The sequence below is a fragment of the Spirosoma terrae genome (assembly GCF_010435915.1).
Classification (GTDB): Bacteria; Bacteroidota; Bacteroidia; order Cytophagales; family Spirosomataceae; genus Spirosoma; species Spirosoma terrae.
In genome coordinates this window covers 506,567-532,512 of the sequence record NZ_JAAFZH010000004.1, presented here as the reverse complement: position 1 = coordinate 532,512, position 25,946 = coordinate 506,567, and the positions used below count along the sequence as shown (strand labels likewise).

The 25,946-nt window shown below is 54.4% G+C and carries 24 protein-coding genes; all 24 read left to right on the top strand.

What is annotated here, in order from left to right; all coding sequences use genetic code 11:
• Window positions 1-102: 102 nt before the first annotated feature.
• Window positions 103-2,823, top strand: coding sequence for a hypothetical protein (locus GK108_RS12760; RefSeq protein WP_163948371.1), 2,721 nt, complete (start codon window positions 103-105; stop codon window positions 2,821-2,823).
• Window positions 2,824-2,916: 93 nt separating this feature from the next.
• Window positions 2,917-4,248, top strand: coding sequence for a hypothetical protein (locus GK108_RS12755; RefSeq protein WP_163948368.1), 1,332 nt, complete (start codon window positions 2,917-2,919; stop codon window positions 4,246-4,248).
• A gap of 5 nt (window positions 4,249-4,253) precedes the next feature.
• Complete coding sequence (locus GK108_RS12750; protein WP_163948365.1) at window positions 4,254-5,951, top strand: hypothetical protein; 1,698 nt, start codon at window positions 4,254-4,256, stop codon at window positions 5,949-5,951.
• Between the two features lie 78 nt (window positions 5,952-6,029).
• Window positions 6,030-6,914, top strand: coding sequence for a hypothetical protein (locus tag GK108_RS12745; RefSeq protein ID WP_163948362.1), 885 nt, complete (start codon window positions 6,030-6,032; stop codon window positions 6,912-6,914).
• 138 nt (window positions 6,915-7,052) lie between these two features.
• A complete protein-coding gene (locus GK108_RS12740) occupies window positions 7,053-7,613 on the top strand; it encodes a hypothetical protein (protein ID WP_163948359.1) in 561 nt (186 codons plus the stop codon).
• Between the two features lie 55 nt (window positions 7,614-7,668).
• Window positions 7,669-9,597 (top strand): hypothetical protein, encoded by a 1,929-nt coding sequence (locus tag GK108_RS12735; protein WP_163948356.1) that lies wholly within the window; start codon window positions 7,669-7,671, stop codon window positions 9,595-9,597.
• Between the two features lie 68 nt (window positions 9,598-9,665).
• Window positions 9,666-10,178, top strand: a complete 513-nt coding sequence (locus tag GK108_RS12730; RefSeq protein ID WP_163948352.1) for a hypothetical protein — start codon at window positions 9,666-9,668, stop codon at window positions 10,176-10,178.
• Window positions 10,171-10,527 (top strand): hypothetical protein, encoded by a 357-nt coding sequence (locus GK108_RS12725; protein ID WP_163948348.1) that lies wholly within the window; start codon window positions 10,171-10,173, stop codon window positions 10,525-10,527. The genes GK108_RS12730 and GK108_RS12725 overlap by 8 nt, the downstream gene beginning before the upstream one ends.
• Window positions 10,481-10,696 carry a hypothetical protein gene (locus GK108_RS12720; protein ID WP_163948345.1) on the top strand — a complete coding sequence of 72 codons (216 nt, stop codon included), beginning with the start codon at window positions 10,481-10,483 and terminating at the stop codon, window positions 10,694-10,696. The genes GK108_RS12725 and GK108_RS12720 overlap by 47 nt, the downstream gene beginning before the upstream one ends.
• Window positions 10,697-10,778: 82 nt before the next feature.
• Window positions 10,779-11,183: a hypothetical protein gene (locus GK108_RS12715; protein WP_163948341.1), complete on the top strand. Its 405-nt coding sequence runs from the start codon at window positions 10,779-10,781 to the stop codon at window positions 11,181-11,183.
• Window positions 11,176-11,658 carry a hypothetical protein gene (locus GK108_RS12710; protein WP_163948338.1) on the top strand — a complete coding sequence of 161 codons (483 nt, stop codon included), beginning with the start codon at window positions 11,176-11,178 and terminating at the stop codon, window positions 11,656-11,658. The genes GK108_RS12715 and GK108_RS12710 overlap by 8 nt, the downstream gene beginning before the upstream one ends.
• Window positions 11,658-13,892, top strand: a complete 2,235-nt coding sequence (locus GK108_RS12705) for a PKD domain-containing protein (protein WP_163948335.1) — start codon at window positions 11,658-11,660, stop codon at window positions 13,890-13,892. The genes GK108_RS12710 and GK108_RS12705 overlap by 1 nt, the downstream gene beginning before the upstream one ends.
• A gap of 42 nt (window positions 13,893-13,934) precedes the next feature.
• Window positions 13,935-18,677: a carbohydrate-binding protein gene (locus tag GK108_RS12700; protein WP_163948332.1), complete on the top strand. Its 4,743-nt coding sequence runs from the start codon at window positions 13,935-13,937 to the stop codon at window positions 18,675-18,677.
• A gap of 18 nt (window positions 18,678-18,695) precedes the next feature.
• Window positions 18,696-19,541: a hypothetical protein gene (locus GK108_RS12695; protein ID WP_163948329.1), complete on the top strand. Its 846-nt coding sequence runs from the start codon at window positions 18,696-18,698 to the stop codon at window positions 19,539-19,541.
• A gap of 12 nt (window positions 19,542-19,553) precedes the next feature.
• Window positions 19,554-20,006 carry a hypothetical protein gene (locus GK108_RS12690; protein ID WP_163948326.1) on the top strand — a complete coding sequence of 151 codons (453 nt, stop codon included), beginning with the start codon at window positions 19,554-19,556 and terminating at the stop codon, window positions 20,004-20,006.
• A 2-nt stretch (window positions 20,007-20,008) separates the two neighbouring features.
• Window positions 20,009-20,557 (top strand): hypothetical protein, encoded by a 549-nt coding sequence (locus tag GK108_RS12685; RefSeq protein ID WP_163948324.1) that lies wholly within the window; start codon window positions 20,009-20,011, stop codon window positions 20,555-20,557.
• Window positions 20,558-20,560: 3 nt separating this feature from the next.
• On the top strand, window positions 20,561-21,088 hold the full coding sequence (locus tag GK108_RS12680) for a hypothetical protein (RefSeq protein ID WP_163948321.1): 528 nt from the start codon (window positions 20,561-20,563) through the stop codon (window positions 21,086-21,088).
• A 1-nt stretch (window position 21,089) separates the two neighbouring features.
• Window positions 21,090-22,868: a hypothetical protein gene (locus tag GK108_RS12675; protein ID WP_163948318.1), complete on the top strand. Its 1,779-nt coding sequence runs from the start codon at window positions 21,090-21,092 to the stop codon at window positions 22,866-22,868.
• Window position 22,869: 1 nt separating this feature from the next.
• Window positions 22,870-23,244: a hypothetical protein gene (locus tag GK108_RS12670; RefSeq protein WP_163948315.1), complete on the top strand. Its 375-nt coding sequence runs from the start codon at window positions 22,870-22,872 to the stop codon at window positions 23,242-23,244.
• Window positions 23,245-23,253: 9 nt separating this feature from the next.
• A complete protein-coding gene (locus GK108_RS12665; RefSeq protein ID WP_163948313.1) occupies window positions 23,254-23,580 on the top strand; it encodes a hypothetical protein in 327 nt (108 codons plus the stop codon).
• A 3-nt stretch (window positions 23,581-23,583) separates the two neighbouring features.
• Window positions 23,584-24,330 (top strand): hypothetical protein, encoded by a 747-nt coding sequence (locus tag GK108_RS12660; protein ID WP_163948311.1) that lies wholly within the window; start codon window positions 23,584-23,586, stop codon window positions 24,328-24,330.
• 8 nt (window positions 24,331-24,338) lie between these two features.
• On the top strand, window positions 24,339-24,803 hold the full coding sequence (locus GK108_RS12655; protein ID WP_163948309.1) for a CHAP domain-containing protein: 465 nt from the start codon (window positions 24,339-24,341) through the stop codon (window positions 24,801-24,803).
• A complete protein-coding gene (locus GK108_RS12650; RefSeq protein WP_163948307.1) occupies window positions 24,800-25,492 on the top strand; it encodes a hypothetical protein in 693 nt (230 codons plus the stop codon). The genes GK108_RS12655 and GK108_RS12650 overlap by 4 nt, the downstream gene beginning before the upstream one ends.
• Window positions 25,425-25,946: a hypothetical protein gene (locus GK108_RS12645; RefSeq protein ID WP_163948305.1), complete on the top strand. Its 522-nt coding sequence runs from the start codon at window positions 25,425-25,427 to the stop codon at window positions 25,944-25,946. The genes GK108_RS12650 and GK108_RS12645 overlap by 68 nt, the downstream gene beginning before the upstream one ends.

The following is a 25,946-nucleotide window of genomic DNA, read 5'->3' as shown; positions in this document are numbered from 1 at the left end:
CCGTTAGATGGTAGATCTACTACCGTCCAACGGGTACTTTGTTTTTAAGCCGGGTCAATGGCGGTAAACTTGCCTGATCATTTTTCTATCCCGCCTAAAACCTTGCTTCAACACCCATTTATTCCGTCTGGCATTCCCACTTTGGTGGGGAATTTTCCGCCACAAATGCTACCGGCTTCGGAGAAAAATGAGGACTGGAAGCACCACAACCTGGATGCACTGGAAGCCGTCGGACGGGCTCAGTACTGGGACAACCTGCAGCTACGGGAAAACTACCGGATTGGGAACGGTGAATTTATCCGCTACCATTACGAAGACGTTGACCAGAACGAATACGTATCCCTGCTGGCAGCCGTTCAGAAAAAATTCGAGCTTCCCAGCCGGCTGCAACATTTCGATTTTACCGGCCAGATCATCAACACCCTGAGCGGTGAGTTGGAAAGCCACCCCGACACATTTCGGGCCATAGCCGAAGGAGACTGGATCAACTCCCAGCGAGAAGCCGAGAAGGCCCGTATGCTGAAGGATTATGTCCATGAGCAGGTCAATCGAAACATCGACCGGCAGCTGGCCCAGATGGGACTCGATCCCAACCGGTCTGACTTCAGCTCAGCCGAGGAAGCCCAGGCCTATGACCAGCAGCTTCAGGAGGCTCGTCAGGCCATGACACCTCCCGAGATTCAGCGGTACATGGATACCAAATGGCAGCATGTAGCCGCCAAGTGGGCCAACACCCGCATGAAGGCCAACCGGAAACGCTACCGTACGGACGAAAAATTCCAGACCGAATTCCGGGATAAAATGGCTGCCGACCGTTGCTTCCGGCATTTCTATCTGACCGGCACGGGCTACACCCAGGAGACCTGGAACCCAGTCCACACGTTTTTTCATAAGTCTCCCGAAGTCCGGGAAATTGAAAAGGGCAACTATGTTGGTCGCACCTTTATCCTCTCACTGTCCGACATCATCGACCGCTACGGCCACCTGATGAGTGGCAAGCAGCTGGAAGAGCTCCACGGCCAGCTTCCGGCTCAGTATCAGGGTGGGTGGAAACCGAAAGACTGGTTCGGTAATAACATTAGCTACCTGTCGCCCGACGGGTTGCCCTATGCCAGCCGGATCCCGACCAACAATCCCTGGATGATGACTATGTTTCCCCAGGTCAGTCAGACGACCGGACCTGGTTGGTACGATGAGCTTTTCCAGGTTAGCGATCAGATCTCCAACTACGGCGCCTACATCAATAACCTCTACCAGGTAACGGAAGGTTACTGGAAATCCCAGAAAAAGCTGGGTAAGCTCAGCTGGATCAATCCCCAGACGAGCCTCTTTGAAAAGGTCATTGTCGATGAATCGGTGGTGCTGCCTGCCGATATTCGGGAAGTATCGGGTAACCTCTACGGGGAAGAACCGGCTAGTGACTGGGACGGTCGTCCGACCATCGAGTACACCTGGATCAATGAGGTCTGGGGTGGTATCAAGATCACTCCACTCGGAACCGCTACAACCCAGAAACCCCTGTATCTGAATATCAAACCCCTGGAGTTTCAGGGTAAACCAGACGGCTTTCTCTACGAATGTGAACTGCCAGTAGTCGGTGAGGTCTTTAATAACCGCAATGCCAAGTCCCAGTCGGTAGTCGACCGCATCAAGCCCTTCCAGATTAGTCACAACCTGTTTATGAACCAGGCCGTGCTAATTGCCGAGGAAGAGGTGCTGCCCTTTATGATGCTGGATGTCAATGCCATTCCTAACATCAAGGACTGGGGTGGGGAAGATGGCTGGGAAAAATGGATGGAATCCATCCGGTCCATCCGGGTGGCTCCCGTCGATACCCGGCCTCACCAGCTCCAGGGAGCCAACGGGGGAGGCCAGCTGCCGGCTGTTATCAACCTGGAAGCCACCAGTCGCATGTTGGCCCGCTACGAGCTGGCCCGGAACATGAAACAGATGGGGCTCGAACAGCTGGGTATGGCTCCCCAGCGGATGGCCGACATCAAAGCTCACGAGACCGCTACCGGCGTTCAGACGGCTACCCAGAATTCCTACGTTCAGACATCCAGCATCTTCACCCGATTCTACCAGTACAAACAACGGGTGCTCAAGAAAGACCTCGACTTTGCCCAGTACGTCGAATGTCGTAATGAAGACATCGTTGCCGCTGCTACCAACAGTGACTTTTCCAATGCCTTTTTGCGGCTCAACCGGATGGATCTGTTGCTGGCCCAGCTATCGGTGTACGTTACCGATGCCCAGGAGGAACGCCGTATTCTGGAGACGATCCGCCAGCTGGGTATCGAAAATAATACCATGCTAACCCGGATTTCGGACCGGGTGGAGATGGTATCGACCAACTCCGTCGAACGAATCCTGGAACTACTCCGTCAGGGGGAAGACGAAGACCGACAAAACCAGCAGGCTGCCTTCGAGCAGAAGCAGGCCGAAATCGATCAGAAAGCTCAGCTCCAGAAAGACCAGCAGACCTGGGAGTCCAACGAAAACCAGCTCGACCGGGCTTCCGAAGAACGGCAGGCCTACATCCGTACGTTCGGGGGGCGCAACAATGCCACCATGGGCGATACCGACAACTCAGGGACACCCGATGCACTGGAGTACGACAAGTTCAACCAGAAGTCCCAGACCGACCAGGCCAAACTCGACCTGGAGTCCCGCAAACAGGACGACAATCGCTTAAAGCTATTGCTGGATAACCAGAATCGGGAGAAAGACCGGACCCTAAAACGGGAGACTCTCGCCCAGCAAGCCCGCCTTCAAGCCCAGAAAAATCAGAATGCCCGTGTTATGGGCGATAAATCCAAATAAGGATTTTTAGTCGGTTCGGCTATACCACCAATTCGGCTTTTGGTGATCAACTCCCCAAATGGCCTTTCACCCCCATATTTTTGCCCCAATCCTATGGACTTCCCCTTCACAGTGGCCCGCCAGGACCAGTTCATTGACGAACTGTTTGAACCTACTCCTACACCCACACCAGCTCCGCCGGCTGCTCCGCCGGTCCCTGCCGAGCCTCTTTCCACACCAGCGGCCACGCCGGATCCCATTACGGGGTCCGGTGGGGCAGCCCCTGATCTGAACAAACTCTTTAACCTAAACCCTCAACCTGTTTCAGCGGCCAATGCAGCCCTCGATGATGAGGATCTGTTTGCTCCCGTTCCACTACCAACACCGGCCCCGGCAACACCTGCTGCTACACCTCCCGCTGCTGACCCAAACACGCCACCAGCCACCCCACCGGCACCTGTCACGCCCCCTGTCGTTGAACCCCCTGCTGCCCCACCAGCTGCCGGGAATAACCTATCAGCCGATCAGCAGGCCGAAATCGATGCTTATACCCGCCAGGTGTTCAAGGCCTCAGCCAAAAAGCTGATCGATGCCGGCGTCTGGCAACCTGTACAGGGTTTCGATGAACTGGATCTGGATGAGGCCGGGTATCACGAGCTGGCCCAGCTCCAGGAGCAACACCGCCACCAGTCCAAGTGGGATAAAACCGTTAACGGCAATGAACGGGTAGGACGGGTGCTGGACTACATCCAGAATGGGGGAGACCCCGCCCAGATGGCCCATCTGCTACAGGCCGAAGAAGCGGTGGCTCAGCTTGATTTCAAATCGGACAGTGGTAAGATCGCTGCCATCCGAAAGTACTATGCCGAAGCCCAGCAGTGGCCGGCAGCCCGAATTGATCGGCACATTAAGGGCCTGGAGCTATCCAAGACCGAACTCGACGAGGAGGCTACGTTTGTCGAAGGCCAGTGGGGGGCCAAAATCCAGGCCGACCAAAAAGCCCTGGTGGATCGTCAGAAAGCCGCTCAGCAGGCCGAGCTGAATCGCAAAGCCGGTGAACGGTCGGCTGCTCAGAAAATCCTGCAAAATAAAAATGTGTCGGCCGACACCATGAACCAGCGGCTCAAGGACATCTACGATGACCGCTACAAAGCCCCTAACGGCCAGATCCTGACCGAACTTGACTACCGGATTTATCAACTTAAAAAAGATCCGGAAAAGTACCTACGGTTTGCCGAATTCGTCCTCGACGAGGACAACTTTATCAAGAACCTCACGCAACCCGTAATCAACCAGACGGTCGACAAAACCTTCCAGGGGCTTCAGTTTACCCCCAGTCGAACCGCTTCCCAAGCCATTGATCAACCCGGCCCTGGCCGGTCCGCTGGAGGGGCTAGTACCTACCAGCAGTCGATCAATACTGCCTACAAATCCCTTATCCAATAATCCTAATGATTCAACCTGGATCACCAGTGAACGGCCTGCAGCATGGCGTAGCCATGGGCCGAACCCAGCTGAATTTGGGCACTAAACACACGGAAGCCAATACGGTTACCCAGATGCTTGGTTCTCAACAGCAGTATTTGGGTCTGCTTAAACTCTGGAATCACTACCAGATTGTCAATACCCCTATCATCTCGATGACGGAGCTGAGCGGTAACGTTCAGTATACCAACACGATGGGGGAGCAGCTGACCTACACGGTTCCCTACAAAACCAGCCTGCCCAAAGTACTGGAAGACATTGCCGGCGACCAGGACCGCGTTGGTATTGGCCGGGAGAAGTTTTATACGGTACTCGACACCAACCGCTACCAGAAAGGGGACATTCTGACCTACAACCGCCGAATCGGTGTCCAGTGTTACGTGGTCTTCGACGAGGAAGTGGAGCCGTATAGTTCGGGCTGGAAGTACTGTCTGCGGGTGAAGTCCACCGATCCCAAGGCGTACGTACCTCGCAAGTTCCTGCAGCCGGACGTGGAATGGTTTAAAATCGGCCATATCAAAACCGAATGGTCAACCGAGAATTCGGCCATCAGCAATGACTCGGACGGTTACGAGACGCTCATGTTCCAGACGGGGGAGACCCTGCAGGGCCTGGAGCACGTAATGACGGGTAATGCCGATATGATCGAGCTCAAGAAAATTCCGGAAGGAATGGACAAGAGCCTGTTGAACCAGTACTGCAACCCACACCTGGCTTCTATTGTCTACATGTTTGAGACGATGGGGGATCCCTACGATCCAAACAACAAGGACCGCTACGACCGCTCCAAGCAGGTTAAAGGGTCTGGCCGCTGGATGCCAACCATCATCGAGATGCTCTACCGCGAACAGGCCCGTATGCAGGAAATGCACTGCATGTGGAATACCGGTGGGGTGATCTACGACGGCCGGGGTACGATGGCCCGCGTGGGTATGGGTCTCTATCCACAGCTGAAAACGGGGATGTACCGACAGTATTCGGATACCCGCCAGCTGCTCAACATCCTGAAAGACGTGGTGGGTACCATGTTCTACGGGCGTTCGGATCTGCCGATGCACATGCGCCGGGTGAAATTCGAGATGGGCATGGGGGCTCTCATCGAAATTCAGAAAGCCTTTGCCCAGGAGTACCGTAAGGACAACCCATTCACAGTACTAGCTGACCACCCAGCCCTGAAGGGTCTGTTGTCGGGTGATTCGATGAACCTGCGTTACGGTGGGTTCCGATTCGTGTCCTATAACTTCCCCGAAGCCGGTGAGGTAATGATCGAGCACAACCCAGCGCTTGACTTTGAGGGCACCAAATCGGAGACGACCTTCTACGGCCGTTATCCGAACAGCTCGTACTCTATTTTAGTGAAGGATCTAACCGATCCTACCTTCTCCAATGCCATTCCACAGGGTCAGGTAGATAGTTTCAACAACGGCAAGAACATCGTTATGCTCAAGCCGAAGAACTACGCAGACACCCATACGGTCTTCCAGATCGGTGACTACTGCCCGGATTTCCTCATGCAGTATGCCGGTGCCGGTAAGAACGCCCACATCAGCTCGGGTGACTTCTTTGGCTTCAAAATCAAATTGTTCTGGGCGGGTGAAGTATGGCTTAAAGACCCAAGTCGCGTAATCCTGATCGAACGCGAAGACCCACTCGACTACGATTAACCCCCTCTTCCTTTCGTCTCCGCAACCCGGGCTGGACCTTCCGGTCCGGGTTGTTTCCTTCACTGTTTTCACTTTTCCATGAAAGTTACCATCCGTCAGCGGCCCACTGAAGCCGCCAAGTACTTTGGCCTCGACCGCTTGGACCTGGCTGTCCACCCTTCCGCCCGTCAGTCTGTTTTTGCCCGCAAGGAACGCGACCAACGTACCTTCGTTACGGGTCTCAATGAAAATGCTCCATCGGTACAATCGATTGCCGATCCCAAAACCCGGGCCAAAAAAATCAAGGAGATTCAGGATCTTAAGAAGGACCTCGAAGCCAAACTCGGTGTTGACCTGGGACCTCATTCGGATTACTGGCTGGAGTTCGAGATTGATCTGGTTGAAGTGGGTGGCCACGACCTGACCTGGGATCTGGATTTGCCCCTGGATAAACTGAAGTATACGGTAGCCCTGGCGGGACGTTTTGTGGCCGATAGCTACGAACAGCTCTCCGAGCCGGAATACCTTAATACGTTCCTGTATGTCCACAATTCCGTACAGCATACCTCACGTAAGGTAGAGATTCAGGAGCTGATGGATGAGGTAGCCGGTAAGATCAGTCTGATCAAAAACAGCCGTGAGAAACTCTTCTACATCTGTTCGGGGCTGGCGCTGCCAGTTAACCAGCACATGGACCGGGAGTCGCTGTACATGCAGCTGATTAACTACCGTTCCAAGCTCAAATCCATCGAAGAGTGGAGCCATCTGAAGGACGAGATCGAAAAAGACAATACCACGTTGCAGATTCAGTACGTAGTGGACACGGCCATGCGTCGTCACAAGTTTGGCAAGGAAGCTGGTCAGTGGACCTATAAAGGGACCCCACTGGGAGGCACCAAGCTCGATGTAATTAGTGAGCTGAGTCTGACCCGTCAGCAGGAACTGCTGGCTCAGATCCTGGAGGAATTCTTGCCACACTGGTAGATGAAAACAGCCGAAGACCTCTACTATGACGCCCGGCTGCTGCTCAACGAGCTCAACCGGGGCGTCAACCTCGACTTCCCGGTAGCGGCCTTCGTTAGCCTCTGGAACCGGGAACAACGGCGGTGGATCCACCAGTCGTTGGCTAAAAAAGATGATTCCGATGAGCGGGATGATCTTTCCCGGCTGCTGGTGAGTACGATCCTGCCGGTAAAAACAATGGCCCAGGAGCTGGAAGTGGTGGCAGACACCAGCCCACTCCATTGGGCTAGACTCAAACAGGTGCGGCCCCGGGCGTTCTACCGGGAGCAGCCCCAGCTGTTAGTGTCACTCGATGCCCGGCCGACGGATATGGCTAACCTCTCTGAGCTGCTTCGGGATCCGTTAAACAATCCCAGCTGGGACTGGCGGGAAACGCTCTATACGCTGCAGGCCGATGGGCTGCATCTGTACCTGGCCCCCGACTTTATGATCGACCAGGTTAAGCTCACGTATTACCGCTACCCGGTCAATATCGATCTAAACGGCTATATCACCGATTCAGGTTCTGCCGCATCTACCATCAATCCAGAGCTGGAGGATGTAGCTTGCGATCAGATTCTCGACCGGCTGGCCAAAGAAGCGTTCCGCATCTGGCAATCGAGTGGTGGCTTCCAGCTGGCCGCTGACCGAATCGCTACCGAGGAACGCGAAACCTTCTAACCAACCCCCCTCCCTTTTCCCATAACCTGTACGGTCCAGCTGACCGATTCCTTATATGAACCAGGGAAAACTTAACCAAGGCCAGCGGATTACGCTGGTAACTAACAACCCAACCCTGTTTGCTGGGGTGGACAAAGCCAGTTTGGGCCTTCACCAAATCGGTATTTTCCAAAGCAACGGGAAGGGACAGCCCTTCAAAGGTACCACCACCCCCAAACATGCCAAAGGCGCTGAGTTCCGCATTGCCCTGGGTATGGATCAATCCTACGATCCACTGGTTGACCGGGCCTTGCTGCCCAACTGGGTTCACCAGACTATTGACTTCAAGGCCAGTGAGATCGTCGCCTGGCGGGGTATCAAAGCCAAGCCGTCCAGCAAAGAGCCGATTGTGGCCCTGGGCTACGACGGTTCGAACGATCTGAGTAAAACCATTACGGCCAATCGGGGTGAGAATCTGAAGGTGTATATCTATTTGAAAGGTACACCTGTTCAACGGTTGACCAACAAAAATATCCCGCACGTTGTCGAGTTGTATATCGATGCTAAAACCATTGGTCCCTGCGATGACCTAAGTGGCAAGGAATCTGGTGCCCGTTTGCAGCAGGCCATCTACGATGCCTATCACCGGGCTACGTTTGGATCGGTACCTATCAGCCGACTCGCCAGTTGTAAAAAAATCACCAAGTACACTACGCCACCTTCGGCTGGAGACATCACGACCCTGAACGTTTACCAGGTGACAGTAGTCGATGACGGTTCAGAAGATGCCCTGGGTTCAATTCAGGGGATGTATCCAGCCCTGGTTATCAAGCGGGTAAAGCGGGACGGCCTCAACACAACCTACCAAACAATTAAAACAGGGGCGGCTCCGGCTGATACAACGGCCAGTTCTCCCCAGATCCTGGATCAGTGTGCCTCTTGTCCAGCGGGCTGGACAGCTGTCGACGGCATCAAAGCCTTTGAATTTACGGTACCTGCCGGCACAGCTACTGGTTCATTACCAGCCCTGACAGGTCAGATCAGCCGTAAGAAAGTACGTACCTCGACCTCGGGGGATACGTATCTGGTTTATGTTGATAACGACACCAACACGGATACGGTACTTACCAGTGGCGCGTCGGCTACTACGATTGCTTACCTGGGTATCAGCCGGGACATCTGCCGGGGACCGGCCGGTGCTACCTACAGCTGGGCCGCTGCCGGCACCCGTAAGAAAATCAGCCGTGCATACCGAATCACTCTGCAGGATACAGCTTGCGGAACAGATCGACTACTCGAATTACAGGCCCGTTACCCAACGCTGACGGTTTCCTCGGTAACTACCGGTCAATGTGTCCACGTCTACGAGACGACCGTATTGTCGGACAACTCGATTGTCGATGGTTGTGCTCTGGAAGATTATACGTTTAGCCGCCCGGCCAGCTTCGACGGTATGGACTGGGAGCCAGTCCTGCCAGTACCGGGTGACGAGACGGGAGTCAATTACGGGTTGATCTTCGAGGGTGCCCGCTTCAAACAGACGGTGACCCAGGAGAACTTCCCCTATACGGGCCGTAGCATTGACGATGACTCACCGGTTTATATCGAAATCTCGACGCATAGTCACGACTACACGTCGTCTCCAGACGAGCCCCGGGACATTCCGTTTACGGTGCTGCAGACAGCGGACCGGGCTATCGGTAAAGGCTCCGATATTGTGGAGGCCGAGCTTGATAGTCTGAGTTACTTCCTCAAGGAGTATGCCTTCGATCCCCGGATCCGTGAAGTATTCGGCAACAAGTTCGTTACCGATCCGTCCCAGTTCTATGACGAGTACCAGCTGACGCTGCAGCCTAGTCTGGCAACCCCGAACATTTTCGGGGGCGGTCCCTTCCAGATCATGTATCGGTTCTTCTACCCCATGGGCAAAGGGCTGGCCTTTGCTGAAGCCATCAACGGGCTAATTGCCTCGGCTAATCCGGAACTACCGCTGGTGCATATCTAGGCATCCGTTTTCCTGAAACCCTATCTCAATAGGCCGGGCGGGGTTGACTCGTCCGGCCTTTCTTTGTTATGCAAGCCATCAAACGCCATAGCCTGGCTATCTCTGCCGTAGCGGAGGCTGACAGCCGGACACTGGTCATTCTCGACCGATCGGCCTACTTTACCGAACCCGAGCAGGCCCTACTGAATGTGATCCTGCCTGGACGGGTGACGGCTTCTACTATCGCCATGAACGTAGCGGGCCTGACAACCCTGACCGGCTGGGAGTTAGGATTGGGCGGCCGGGTTGAACTACCGGACGGTATCTACCAGATACGGTATGCAGTAGCTCCCCACGACCGGGTTTCCGTTTGTCTGAACTACCTTAAAACCTCCCAGCTCAATGCCCGAATTGACAAGTGGCTCCTGGCAGTAGGCTGTGATACGGATGATCGGCAACTCGATGAGCTGGGTCATCAACTGGCTCAACTCGATGTGTTGCTGCGGGCTGGCGCTGCTAATGCCGAAGCGGGTCACTTCACGCTGGCTACGGCCCAATACGACCGGGCCAGCCGTCTCCTGGATACATTCAGCCATGTGTAACTGCAAGAGTAATCCCCTGCCCACACTTTACCAGCCGTCCGCCCTTGTCAATGCCAACCCCCAGGCTCCTTTTGCTCAGGACTGCCTGGGATCAGCTGCTGGCCGGCTTCGTAGTCTGCATATCCTTCACTGTCTTAAACTGAGTGAGGAAAACCAGCCCGGTACCCTGGCCGCCCTCAACACCTCCCTCTCTCATATCAACCAGTACCTGGGGTTTGTCAAATCCGGCGTCGACTGTGTCTACGAAAACACGGTAGGAGCCAGCCGCCTGCGTCAGGTCGAAGACTTTCTGCTACTGCCCCTTGTTCAAGCCCATCCCTGTTACACCGCAGAACCTGCCCTGCAATAACACCCTGCGGGCGGGCAATGTCCTCTACGGCCAGCTGGCCTATGGCTACCAGGCCACACCCAACTGCCGGTTGGCACTCATCAACCGGTTAACCGACCGGCTTACCGATCCACGAGCCTTTGGGCTAACCCAAATCGAGCCGCTCCAGACGCTGTATAATCAACTCTAACATGCCACCAATCCGCCGGGCACCCTGTCCATCCCCGACAGCGGCCCACTGTGTTGCCTATGACGGCACCCCGCTCAAGCTCGTGCCGGTGCCCAGTTGTGGCTCCCTGCTGGTGGGGGACATCCTGCCAGTGCTGGATGCCGAAATCGACCACCACAAACAGCAACTGAGCTTCCCTAAAGAATTGTTGGATTCACTCGGCCTTGCTCCGGGGGCGTCACTGTCTCAGATACTCTCGGCCCTGGTCACCAAAAATCAGGCCCTCCAGCAAACCATCGACAATCAAAATAAGAAACTCACGGCTGAGGCCCTGATGAGTCTAGTTACCAGTGTCGATGCCGGGTGTCTGTCGGGAGCCTGCGGACCCGGAACCACGACACTGAAGGGGGTGCTGAGTAGTCTGGTAGGGGAGGTATGCCGGCTGCGGGACCTGGTGTCGGCTCCCTCATACAGTGCCTCGACGCTAACCTACCTACCGAATGAATAACCAATCTCCCTGCACCACTCCCCAGCCCCCTCCGGCGCCGGATTGCCGGGCCGTAGGACCCTTCGACAGTAGCCGGATTACCTACCACTGTAATACCAACATACCCTCTAAGCTCCGATGCCTGGGGATTAAGAATGGTACTAGTCTGGAGCGGATCCTGGAAAAGATCGATGATCGGCTCTGCAGTATGCAGATGGGTCAGCTGTGCTGCTTGACCAAATCCTATAAAATCAGCAGCTGGGCTGACTTTGCCCAGGCCGTCGATACCGAGCTCTGTCTGATCAAGCAGGCTCCCTTAAAGGTCAAGGATTGTCCCGACAAGCTCATCAAACTCACGATTGACAACGGGGAGATCATGGCCTGTCTGGACGTAGCGGCCCTGGTCGATCTGATTTCAAAAAACCCGGCCTACATCGACAAGATTACCAAACCTGTCGCGGAGCCGGATGTATCCACGCTTGAGGTCTACTGTTAATGACGGAAACCTACATCAAACTCACCAACCTGGTACCGAATCAGATTTCGGTCCGGATGGAAGGGGACCCCGACACCGAACGGTTTCGTCAGTACGCGGCTAATGACGACCAGCTGACGATCCAGTTCGATGCCCTCTCGGATGGTAAGCCCCATGCTTACGTAATTACCGTCACCGAGAGCAGCGGCCGTTCGGAATCCTACACGGCTCATATTACGGTCGGTACAGCCTGTCGGCCCGTCACCACGGCGCTGTTGACGGGAGAGAAAACGCCCCAGCCAGACCGGCTGCTGGCTTATACTGTTGCCAGCGATGGTACCCCCGAGTTTACTTATGAGTGGACCTGCTACGGGGGAAGTATTGAAGGCCGGGCCAATGCCCCTACCGTATCGGTACGCTGGTTTCAACCGGGTAATGCTTCGCTGACGGTAAAAATTAAAAACCCCTGTGGGGAAATTGAAACCCGGTTTCCCATCGTCGTTCTCAATGCCACACCCTGCCGGTTGCCCATCAAGCAGATCGATCGGATCGACACCCCACCCGGACAGGCCGGTAGCACCTACCGCATCACACTGGGAACAGGTGCCAACCCCGGTCCGTATCGGTGCTATATTCTTTCCAGTACGGGGGTAACCATTCAAAGTGGCAGCGCCCGGGCGGAAACCGACGGCACGGTGCTCTTCTCCCTGGGTATTCCTATTCCAGCCGGTAGCTATAGTGTCTACCTGGAGACCATCACGGATCCACCCTGTAAATCATCTGAGGTTGTCTTTACCCACGTGCTGGATGATTTTCCCTGTAATCAGGCTTGCCAGGGAGCCACCTATACGCCCACTCAGATTCAGAATTGGCCCCTGATGACGGCGGTGCTTCGGAAAAAAGGAAACCTGCCAGCGGAACCATTTCGCTCCGAGGCCAGCCTGATTAACTGGCTGCAACAGCCGTCCTTCCGAAGTGTAGTGATGAGCGGTTACCAGCTTGTCGAAGAACAGGTACCCGTCAGTACGCCAATTCCCGTACAAAATAGTAGTGTACTCTATATCAAAAACGGGGTATATCCGCCCATAGCCTGTGGTTACATTGCCACCAGCCTCCAGGAGGAAAATGGCGTCATTCGCCAGCTAGTGATCCTCACCCTGAATAACTGTGGGAAGGTGCTCCATGCTGAAACCCGGATTCTATCGACGACGGATCCAGTCAACCATCCACCCGTCGGAGCTCCTATCGACAATAAAACCCTGACGCGGGGTGTAGCCTTTAGTTATACGGCTCCCGAATCAACGGATAGTGACGGCCATAGCCTTTCCTACCAGTGGGATGGTTTGCCTCCCGGTATTTCCGGTGCGGGTCGCGTTGCATCGGGCACACCTACCCAAGTGGGTATTTACCCCGTTGCCCTGACGACAACCGACGAGTTAGGACTGACCGATACCAAGACGGCGACCTTTACCGTCGTTACCCCTCCGGTAGTACCCTGTATGATGGAAGAAGATCAACAGGTGGGTGTTCGGCTGGTCAATGGCCAGAGTATTGCCATCCGGACCAAAGAATTCAGCAGTGGCTGGGTGCTGGTATTACAGTCGGCAGCGGATCTGGCACTGGGTCGGTATTACCCCGTTGGCAATAACGTACGTACCCGATCGGATGTGACCATGTCCAAGACCATTGCCGATAACTGCCTGGCCGGTGGAACGACGGGGTTAGGAGGACTCGCTAAACCGACTGGACTAGAGCCCCCATTTGGTTTTGTTTCCGGTACCGACTCATTAGGTGCCGTGTATTTTGAGCCGGCTCCTGTGCAGCCTACGTTACCGGCCGCCCCATCACTGCTGTCGGCACTGGCCCTCTCCAGCAGTGTCATTAGTATCAGCTGGTTTGACAGTGCCACCAACGAAACGGGCTACGAGCTGGAACGGTCCCTCAGTGCAGTGAGTGGTTTTACTCTCCTGGCCCCTCTTCCGGCCAATACCACCAACTATACCGATACGGGACTAACGGCCGGTACGCAATACTGCTACCGTGTTCGGGCCAAAAACAATGTTGGGGTGTCGGCCTACGGTGGGGTGTTCTGCGTCACGACGCTGGGCGATACCCCAACCAACCCGGATCCGGGAGGCCACCAGCCCTACAATGAGATTTGGTCGGGTGGTGAAAACCGGAACGACTACGAAAGTACCCCTTTCACCCTCCAGCAAGCCCCTATCCTGGACGGTACCCAGAATACCGACATCTAACCTTTCGCTTTAGACTGGGGACCTTCGGGTCCCCACCTTTCTATGAACAAACGGATTCTCTTAGCCCTGCTGTTGCTGGTTAGCCAGCTCTCGCCGGCCCAGATAATGCGGAATTACCTGCGACCCAAGGGTAATGACTACCCATTGCCCCAGCAGGCCGCCAAAGCCGTCGTCAACTGGCGGATCTTTCCCCGCTTTGCCCTGCCTACGCATGATGTACTCTACTGGGGACCCCGCTTCCGCAAGTCTCCCGGAGCTCCGGGAGAGTGGGATGATGACGCTCTTCGCCACGGCTATAGCCAGATGGCTCCCCAGTTCTTCTACCAAACAACGGGCAATTCGGAAGATGCTCGTGATCTGGGTCTGGATGGGCAGAAGATGTTTGCTGTCTTCTATATGCCAGGAAGCCCGGCAAATATGCCGGATGCCTTTAAGAACGCCTATAACAGCCTACCCAGCTCCGATGCCCGTAAAACTGAAATCGGCAAATACATCAATAGCCTGATTCCAACGGCCAATACGGAAGCCGCCAAGCTGATGGGCCGCTGGATTGGGGGCGTTTTAAAAAACGATATATGTGGGGGTAAGATCCCAAAATATATATCCATCGATGAGGAGTCGGCTCACTACTGGGATGCGGGGGGCGAGACAGTCATGCGAACCTTTCTGGGTAATCTCTACCTGGGTGCTCTGGAAGTTTGTGAAGGCTCGAAGGTGTTTACCTACGGCCAGAAGGTTGCCCCGAACACCATGAGCTACAAGGGGCATGCCGACCAGGGACGGGTCATTGGTGGTAAACTCTGGTACGAAAACCGGGAGTTTCTCAACAACATGTACTGGAAGGGTTTTTCCGAGATTGCGGCCGTCGATGTGAACTCTCCGATTGCCCAGGCCCTACGAGCAAATGGGGGTGGTATCGCTTCGGGGGACCACTACTGGAAAAACACCATTGGCCAGGGAACCATCTACCAGAAAAATGGAGATGGGTCCTACAAGCTCGTCAATGGGCGCCGTATCCTTCGGGAGGATAATAGCCAGGTAACCCTTTACGGCAAAACCTTTACCGTATACGGCAAGGATCCCAACTTTTACAACGAGAATGAATACGATTGGTGGACCTCCTGGCTCTATGAGGACGTTCAGTTTGATGATGCCCACCGCTGGTGGTTAAACGGCGGACAGTACCCGCTCCGAAAGAATGATCGCCGGGCTGAATTTGCCAACATCAAGACAGGAGACTGGTACCGGGTTCATACCGAGGAAGCCAATGCACCCGGACAGGGAGATAGCCGGCCTCTGAATCCCGAAGGGCTGGAAGCCGGTATGCTGTTCCGGTATCTGCTCCACGATGCTGATTTGATGTGGCACTCGGAGTATTTACAACGGGGACCACTCAGTCACGAAAACAGGGTTGACTTTCCCGGCCAGCGGGGTGGCTCGATGGGTTATACCAGCAGTCTGGGCCAGTGGGAAGTGGTTACCAAAGCACTCCACCGGGCATCTGAATTTGATCACCTGCCCTGGGGTAATCACTACTGGATCCGGCCAATCCGGGCCATTAGTGCTACTCCTGATAAATGGAACGAGCCTATTATCCGGGGACGTATCTCGGAAACGGGTAACTATGTCCAGCTGGTGGCAGCCTGGCCAATATTGGATCCTGAAGATGAGGTCACTGTCAACGTCTGGTGGGATACGGGTACCTGGAAGAGTAAATCAACCTTCTTTACCCTCAAAGGGCGGGCACCTTTCATTGATACCTACAAACCCGATGATGTGCCAGCGGGGGTGCAACTACTGCCCCAGCACATGCGGGTGCGGTTCACCAATATTTACGGGGAAACGTTTACCTGGGCAGGCGATTACCGATATACGGCGTCCAACAGTGAAGCCATGCCCGAACGGGTAATTAAGGATGCTGTCACCCCCACACCTAGTTGTATGGGTACGCTGACGGCAACGGTTCTACCAGTTGGCGTTGGCTGTAATACAAACTTTTCCCTTTCGGTTGCCTGTGCAGGTTCTAACTGTGACGGGGTTAGCTATAGCTGGACGGGGGCCGGTCTTTTATCATCTACGGGCGAGACGGTTTCCGCCAAGCTCTCCACCAACGGTACCTATTTTTATACCGCCACAGCCACCAAAGCCAACTGTCCGGCAAAGACAATCACCATTGGGCAGTCAGTAACCGGATGTGGTAGTGAAACGGTACTGGCCTATGATCAGACCTTTCCGAGTTATTTAGCTGAAGGCCCTGGTTCAATTTGGGATAAACCAGATGCACCATCGGGGAAAATCAAAGATGGAGCTTTAACGTATACTATTCCCAACGTACCTGGTCCCGGGAGTTATACGCTGGTGCTCAACTACCAGAGTACGTCAACACCCGGTACGGCCAATGTATCGGTAAACGGGGGCACCCCTCAAGCCCTTTCCTTTGCCGGAACAGGGGGGCAGATAAAGTCCCTGACGGCAGTAGTGGCAGGCTTTGTTCAGAATAGTAATACCGTTACTATCACCCCCACGGCCTACTTAGCGTCCGAAAGTATCCGAATCAGCCGGCCTGGTTCAGCCACAGTCACCCCGCCCGATAATACGACCATTATTTCGGGATTGCCCAGTATCAACTACGTTTACGTTTTTGGTAACTCGTTTACCTATGCGGGTTCGTTTACGGGCTGGCCGCGTAGCAACGGGATGTCGGCCAGCAGCCTGGAGATGGACTATGTCCACCGGTTGCAGGCTATGCTTCGGACGGTTAACCCCTCGGCACAAGTCTACGGTAGTTCCCACGGGGCTCCTTTCGAGGGACAGACCTATTCCTATCTGGATGGTAATTACGACTACAATAGTCGAATCACCGGGGACCTCAATTACCAGTTTAGTAACAACCCTCCGGCATTCGGGGCTATTGTTATCAGTATTGGGGAAAATATCTATGAAGCCAGCTTCGACAAGGCAAAATACTTTGCTGGACTCGACCAGGTAATCAGCCGTATACCTAAAACCAGTGATTGTCGGATTCTGATTCGGGGGGCTTTCTGGTCGGGCCATTCCACGTCAACGGCCGCTGCTCAGGAGTATGCGACCTCGCGGGGTTATACCTTTATTAGTTTCTCGGACCGGGTTGATTACCCTGCCTACCGGGCCACGGAATTTGATCCACCAAATCCGAATGCCCATTCGGGTGTAGCTGCTCACTGGAATGATGCGGGACATTTGGAGATTGCCAAACGGATTGCTCAGGGATTGGCGAGTATTACAACCGGTACTCCCAATGTACCCACAACGGGCTATGGCGGGTTGTATGCCGATAACAGTACGTATGTTAATCTACCCGAGCTAAACCGGCCATCAGCCACGCTCCAATTCCCTCGGGCCTTTATCATCAATGGCAATACCCGGGTTGCGGTCAACACGAAGCTCGGTAGTGTCATCGATTACATGTCGTTCGATGGTGGTCTGTTTAGTGCCGTCAATTCCCCCATCTGGCCCGATAATCAAAAAGACGACGCGGGGCGCCAGCTCATGGATGCCATGTACGGCTACCCACGGGGCGATGTGGGGCCAAATAGTGAGGGGCACTATACCGAAGCAGGGCAATCAACGGGACAATTTCATCCCGCTGGTGCCGGCAGTATTGGTTACAATCCCGTGCAAGGAGGTAGTACGGGGATGAATCCTACGTACGGTAATACACTTGTCCTGCATAACAGTGGTTCGAGGTTGTTCTACGAAACAACGCCCGCCCAGTGGGACATGGCGGGTATTTTCGGGCGGATGAAAATGAAGGGCTGGATTGATTTCGATCCAAGTAACTCGAAAGTCGTTCGTCGTCATGCCCGCTGGGAGATGGACCGGAATGATTCCTATTCAACAAAATATCCTACTCCCCGCCAGCAAGAGGCCCCCTGCTGGTATACGACTACTGACTACAAGCGGGTTTTTTACATTGCCGGTCAGCCCTTTACCAACGCCCCACTCATCGAGTATTCCTACAACGAAGCCATGGGGGGCATCGCGGCCCCGCCTATACTTGGCTCCGAACCGGTAATCCTGATGAAACACCGGACGCTGGATCGCTACATTGCCATCATTAGTAATAATGCGCGGTTTGCGGTGGGTGGGTTTAACCTGGAGAATTTTACCAGCAATAAACCGACCAGCTTTAACTCGAACTATTTCGCAGCCGCTCCCTTGATGAGCATTGATAAGGATGGTGTCTACGACTTCGATGCGGCTTTCATGGAGGGTACCGAGGCCGAAATACGGGCCTATGTCAACAGTCTTACCCGGCTGAAGGCTCAGTGGAATGGTTTACCGGAATACATCTTTAACAGCAAATCCCGCCTGGGTTTCTTTCTTCATAAAGCGGAAGACCAGCTGGAAAAGAACATTACCTCGTACCTGTCCGTCAAACCTTTGGTTAACACGGAGAACGCGGGAAGGGACTACAATGTGTCGCTGCCTGAACGGTGGATCAATGGCCGCACAGTCAAAAAGATCTATGTACGGATGGCGCTGACTTCATCCGACGGGGCCATGTGGTTGCGGTGGGTAAAACCTGGACTGGTCAATTCGGGCGAATTTTTTAAAGAGTTCAATGTCGCCAATGATGGTCAGTTTCATACGGTAGAAATCGATATGACGGGTATGGCCAACTGGGACAATACCGACATCACGACGTTCGTGCTCCGTAAACGAAACAACAATACGGTGCTGACCAACGAGGAGTTGAAAATAAAATGGATCTCTTACCGGGATCTGACGGCCACGAATCCATAATAGCAAAAAATTCTTTTTATGTACACGCCCTTACCGGCGCTGACAGATCCCACTCTCCAAAGTGAGGTCCTCTACTGTAGCCTGGATACCCAGGCCGGTGGGGGCCTCCTGGAATTGGGATTGAAAGGCCAGCCCAATGTGCTCAACACCCTGACGGCCTCCCGTCGAACGGGTATCATTGTGCGGAGCGGCCCAGTACCCTACCAGGTGCTGGGCTTTCCGCTTCATACGTCCCATCAAACAGTTGGCTGGTCAGCTGCTCAGACTACGGATTTCTATGATACACCCAACCCCGTTATTTACCTGGGAGGCGATGAGACTACCCGGTATATCCGGACTAATCTGCTTATAGAAACAGCGAGTGGTATTCCGGCCGAAGCCGTACTCGACCAGTGGGTGTGGCTGGATGGACCAGCCCTACGTGTCCACGGGGAACTACAGCTCAACCGATTCGATAAAGCCGTATATGCCGCCCGGATCCATCAGCTCCCACTGGTCTATCTGACGGGGCAGTATTACCGGCCTGTCTACTACGGTGGAGATGATCCTTTTCTGGAATTACCCCTGAGTCAACCCCTACTTAGTACCGAAGAAGCAGTAGCCCTTAGTGCTACCGAAAACTGGGTAGCTCTTTCCGATTCCGGCGTGAACTGCGTAGGTTTGTGGAGCCGGGGACAGACTGATTTTAACGTTGGTTTTCTGGGTATTCCCGGCAAAGGAAGGCCCGGTGATTATCCGACGGGCTACCTGGCCATAACGCCTACCAAGGTTCTCTCCGCTACCGAGCGATTAAGTTTCGACTACGCCCTAATTCTGGGCTCTATTCCTACCATCCGCACCTGGGTTTATCAGCAACCCCGTTAATCTCACCTGTTCATGTGCCAACAAACACCATGCGGCTCTTCCGTGCCCTGCGGAAACTGCCCACCGGTTGTTGCCGACCCCTGCCGTTCGTCGGGCGTTTGTGATGCCGAAATAGACGCTGGATGCGTCAGATACCATGCCGGGCGTCCCAACAGCTTATCTCAACTTGACAATTTGGGTATGCCTTCCGACAGCCCCCTGGAGGCCATTCTGGAAGCCATCGATGAGAAAATCGGAGAGTTGGAAGAAACCTCGGGTACCTCTGAATCCGGGGGAACGGTTTCCATACCGCTGGTCAGTGACAATTCGGGCCTGTTGTCAGTGGATCTTCAGGGAACGGGCATCAATCAGAAACGGGTCATCACCCTCAACGTAGCCAACCTGTTGAGTGTCATCCGCAGCACACCCCAGCTCCGACAACTCTTCGAGCAACTGGTTGCCGGTACTAACCTACAATCCTACTAAGCATGAGCCGCGTCAAGTTTAAATACCCTGGGGCTCAAAATCCCAGTTTCCTGGTGACGCTGCCCCCTTCGACTGAAAACCGATACCTCCGCCATTCCCGGCAGGGAGATGCGTTCGATGTCGAATTTACACCCCAGGCGGATGGGTTGACCCATAACTACGCCATCCAGATTTTTGATGGCATCCGCACGGCTACCCGGCAGGTGTCGCTCACCTGTCAGCCAGCCTGTCAACCTCCCACTGGGGGATCCCTTCAGGGTTCGGACTCCATGCCCCAGGGTGGGGAAGTAGTCCTGACAGTAACGGGTATTAGTGGCCAGGCTCCTTTCTCCTATAGCTGGGAAGTTCCAGCCGGGCTCGTGGCTATCGAGGGGGGCTCGTCCACCCACAACTACATTCGGCTGCGGGGGTTCACCCAGGGCACTCACCCCGTCAAAGTTACCGTTGCCAACGGTTGCGGTAACCGACCCATTACCCTGGCCGTCAAGGTTAACCCACCGGCCGGTTGTTCTCTCTCCCTTCAAATCAGTAATTCCACCTGTGTGGACTAACCTATGGCAAGTGTAGATTTAAACATTACAGGTGGGGCGGGTCCGTTCACGATTCGTATTGCTGCCGATACCGACCCGCAGGGTACCAACCGGTATTTGAGTGGCACCACACCCGCCCAGTTTACCGCAATCCCGGATGGCCTGTCACATACCTATAACGTATCGGTTTCTAATGGCACCTGTAACGCGGCTACCAGTAGCTTTAACCAGCTCTGTCCCTGTGCCGCCATTCCAAGTTTGTTTGCCACGGCCGACTGCTCGAATGCCGCTGCCCCCAAGATCAATGTACAGGTCAATTTTTCCCAGTCCCGGCAGGTACGGGTACAGATCTTCGACGGAGCGACCGAAATCAGCAACGAGCTGCTCAATCCAGGTACCACCAAAGCCTATGCGGTCAGCTCAGGAAAAACCTACACGGTACGGGCTTCGGATTCCAGCTATGCCAGTTGCAAAGCCGCCGATCAGACGGTACCAGTTACCTGTACTACCAGCTGTACGCTGTCGGTGACGGCTGTAAACCCAACCTGTTAATATGGCCGAAGTTCAGTTAATCATTCAGGGGGGAACGCCCCCCTACAGCATTTCGATTAAGGCCGAGGGAGACAATACCGAACGTTGTACCGATTTTGACTATGCCTCCTACAAGGCGGCTTACAACCCGGTCCGCAACGGTCAGGTAGTCAACTACACGGTTGTCATCAGTAAGGCCGGCTGCGAACCTGCTTCAACAACCTTCCAGAAGAGCTGTCCCGTACCCCAGGCGCCCCAGCCTGGATTTTCCATTACGGCCGTTACTCAGCCGGCCTGCGTGGGTAATACACCCACCAATGCATCGGCCAGCATCAGTAACATCGTCAATGCCGACCGCTATAAATTACTGCGGGATGGCTCGTTTGTCTCCGGAGGTGACTGTACCAGCCCCGATGGTATTTGGTCAGGTAACTCCGGCACGGTGTTATTGCCACCTCCACCGGTAGGACAGACCTGGAATTACGTCATCCGGGCCTTTAATGGGGCCAACTGTGGAGACTGGTTTGATATGCCGGTAACCATCAGTACGCCTTCCTGTCAGACACCGGGACCTGCAACCCCTTCGTTCAATCTGGGCATTACCCAGCCCACCTGCACCAATGGAAATTTAAGCAATGCGGTACTGAACGTAACGGCCGTCAGTAACGGAGACCGTTATAATATTTCCGAGGGATCGACCTACCAAGGGTCCAATGACTGCGTTAACCCCAGAGGGACGTTTGATTCGACCTGGGTGGATATTCCGGTGCCGGCACCACCAGCCGGTGAATCCAAGACGTACACGGTCCGGATCTGGAAAGGAACCAATTGTGGCGACTGGCTCGATAAGAGCATCACCGTTACCAGTCCGGCCTGTACGGCTGAACCGGTTAACCCTTCCTTCAATTTGAGTGTTGATCAGCCCGTCTGCGTCAATAATGTCATGGGACCGGCAACCCTGAAGCTGTCCAATATTACCAACGGTAATCGCTACCGGACCTATCAGGGTAGCTCGTATCAGGGTAGCAACGACTGCTCGTCTCCGGAAGGAACATTTTCAACCAGTAACCATAGTATCTCGGTTGCGGCACCCCCGGCGGGGCAGGGACAGTACTGGACCGTACGTATCTGGAACGGGGTGGACTGCAGTAAATGGTATGATCGTACCGTCGAAGTGGTCAGCCCTCAGTGTGACACACCATCCCCTGATATTCTGGGAGTGGTAACGGTCAATTTCCACTACGATAACAAACCTTTACAAGCCTACGCCAGCCGCTGGAATCCGAATCCGCCCCAGGTCAATTACGCCTGCCGGTATATGATTGAGTCGGGTATGTATGCCGGCCAGTCGGCTATCACCAAACACGGGGATGAATCCCAACGCTTCATTGGTGGCTCGTCAGCCAACGATGCGGTGCTGGCCGCCAGCTTCGACAGTATTGGCTACCCAGAGAATCCGCCGGCCAAAGTATTTAACCGGATGATGGTGAGCTGTGCCCGACTGCGGGCCAGGGGATATACCGGAGTTGTTTCCATCGCCCTTTATGTTACGGAGCTTACCCCGCTGATCACTCAAAATCTGCCTTTTTGGGCTATGGGTTCCCAGGGAACGCAGGCCGGTGATCTTGTAGCAACCCCCCGGTCAAACGGTAGTGACTTCTATATCTCGGGGACCACTTCTACCTCAAAAGATACCGGGCAGGTTAACGTTCCCTACTATTTCGATCAGGGAGTCGAAAAGCTCACGGCCCGTTGCTTTGTCAACCTCGATACCAATAAAGTAACCCTTCAGCTTGTTTAGTATGCTTTCACTCTTATTAGATTCTGAGACCCTCGTTACCGAGGAGGTATTTATAGACCCTTCTAAACTGCTGGCCGAGGATCCCCAGTATGTGGAAACCGTCAAGCACCAGCTGGCTTCCCGCCTTCAGATCTGTTCCTGCCGTATTTCCCCCGCCGAGACCCTACACAATGACGGTCGGGGGATCTCGGTCCCAGATGGCAAACAAGCCGTAATCTACGCAGCCCTGTCCGTCACACCAGGATCTACGATTGATTTTCCTCAGACCAATCAGCTCCGGTACCTCCAGCCGGGGCTGCTGGTCGGCTGGCGATCCTGCCGAGGATCGGCCCAGCTACCCGTCACCGGCACCGGTCTGACGTATTACATCGACTAATTTCTTCCCGTGGAACCAATCCTTTTGCAGGCTACCACTGCCGCACCGACCGTCCTGGATCCGGGTATCACCCAGGTCCAGGCCCTGGCTCAGAATCTGTCAATCGCCGGAATCCTGTTGATGGTGCTTATTGTCCTCTACCGGGCTTACCAGCAAAAAGAGGCTCTGGTGGCCGAAAAGGATAAACAGATCCTGCAGCTTCTTCAGCAGATGGCCCAGATGCAGGCTGACAGCATCCGTACCACGGAACAGTTCCAGGCAACCGTTGCCCGGAATACCGAAGTGTTGAGCCAGAATACGGCCCTCATGCAAAAAATGTACGAAAAACAGCTCTAACCCATGCCCGTTCCGACCCCACCCAAACAAAGCTGGTTCTCGGCTGCAACCCATGAAATACTTTCCCGCCCCTGGCTGGTGATCTGTTTGTTTATTATGATCATCATTCTGGTCATTAGCCGGAGCTGTGAGACGGCCAAGCAGGAAAGTCAGACGGTCGAAGCCCTGGCTACCCAGACCCACAAAACCCAGCAGGTGCAGATCCAGTACCGCGACAAGGTTGTCGAGGTGGCCCAGGTGCAAGCCGGTACGGTTACCACCACTAAGGTGCTTGCCCAGTATATTGCCCTGACGGATAGTCTACAACGGGAAATAAATCGGCTCCGTAAGTTTACCCCACAGGCAACAATCATCGCCAGTCAGCAGGCCTCCATCAAGGATCTGAAGATTCCCTATCAGGGGCGGGGCATGGACTTCCAGCTCAATGCACTCCCTAAGTTTTATATTGAAGGATCAACCGATTCGTCCGGTGTAACCATCGACTCGCTGCTGCTGCCCAACCAGATCCATCTCCAGGTAGCTACCCGGAAAACCGGTTTTCTGGGACTGGGTGAACGGCAGACCGTCGTGTCAGCCTTCAATACCAACCCTTACGTGCATACCCCGACCCTGCAGTCCATTGTCGTTCAGACACCCAAGCCCCGGCTACAACTGGGTTTTCATGTGGGTTATGGCTACAGTATTCCCGAGTCGGGAACACCCAAACCAGCTCCCTACCTCGGGGTGGGACTGACGTATATCCCCTTTTAATGTAATCAATGACGCTTTTACAAGCTGCTCAATCGCAGGTTGGCGTGGAAGAAAGCCCCCGGGGTTCCAACTGGGGGTATTCCGTAGAACAGTACCTCAAATCGGTCGGGATTTATTTCCCGGCCGCCTGGTGCATGGCCTTCTGCTACTGGTGTGCTGAAAAAGCAGCCAGGGCACAAAATGACATCAACCCTCTCTTTAAAACGGGTGGTGTCCTCAAACAGTGGAATTCCTCGACGAGCCTTCGGGTGAAAGCCGATGATGTACGTCCCGGTGATATTTTTATCATGGATTATGGGAAAGGACAGGGCCACGCCGGCATTGTCGAACAGGTGATAGCTACCCGGGAAGGAACCCGTTTTCATACCATTGAAGGTAATACCAACGATGAAGGTAGCCGGGAGGGGTTCGTGGTATGCCGGAGAAGCCGGAAAGCCGCATCGATCAAAGGATTTCTCCGTACAAACTTATGAACGAAACTATTGGGGAGCAGCTCTACACCCTCCGAAATAATTTACGGTCGGTCGATAGGGATAGTCGAATTTCCAACCGATATTTGTACCGCCAGCTCCTTCGGCTGGCTTCGGTTTTTATCCGGCGTGACTCGGACTCCCGCCGGATTTTAAAGCTAACCAATCTCTACCAGGTCATTGACCACCTGGTGCTGGACCCGGCAGAAGTACCTGCCTGGATGCCAGGTCTACCCACCCACGTGCTGGTGGGGTCGGGCCGATCTCTCCGTAAAAGTCGACAACCGCTGCCCGCCCTGTTTTCGGGGCAATCCGGTGATCTGCTGCTGGTAACTTCCCTGGATGGTTCCCGCCGGTATCACCCCAAGAACCCCGCCTTATGGCCAGCTTTGCTCAACCGGCAGGAACATCCACCCGGCTGGGGCTACTACCACCGGGGGGCAGATGATCATCTCTATTTGATTGGAGACGATCTGGAAGCGGTAACTGTACGGGGCCTTTTCCAGTACCCGGTGGATCCCTACGATCCGGCAATCTCCCGGCTGGAGCAGACCAGCCCGCTGCCGGATTATCTGGTGCATGACCTGCTATCGACACTCACCCAATCGCTGAGACAATCACCCCTTGGAATTCCTCCCGACGAATTACAAAACGACAACCGACTCGAAAAAACAGCTGGCCAAGCCCAGTAAACTAGCCGGTCGGCATTCGCTTTCCAACAAAGAAACCTGGCAGGCCATTTATGCCGGTCATAAAAACCCTCCTCCCTTCAAAACCTGGCTGGCCGTTATCGAAGCCTCCAACAAATCCATTGCTGAGGCTGTCCTTTCCGATCGGGGTGGTTTCTGGCTGCCCCACCGACTAGGCTTGCTGATCATTAACAAACGTAAAGTGCGGGGCAATCAGCCCTTTATCGACCGGGTTGCTTTTTGTAAGACGGGCCAGAAGGTACCCCAGCTTAATTTACACACCTTCGGCTACACGTACTGTATCAAATGGGTCCGGCTCAAGAAAGCCCGCCTTCCGTTAAAGTACCTGTTTACCTTTCAGGCCGTTCGGGAGCTGAACCGCTCCATCAAAGACCGGCTCGATCAGGGGCACGACTATCTCGAAGGAACCTATAAATTTTCCAGCCTCCAGCCTTAA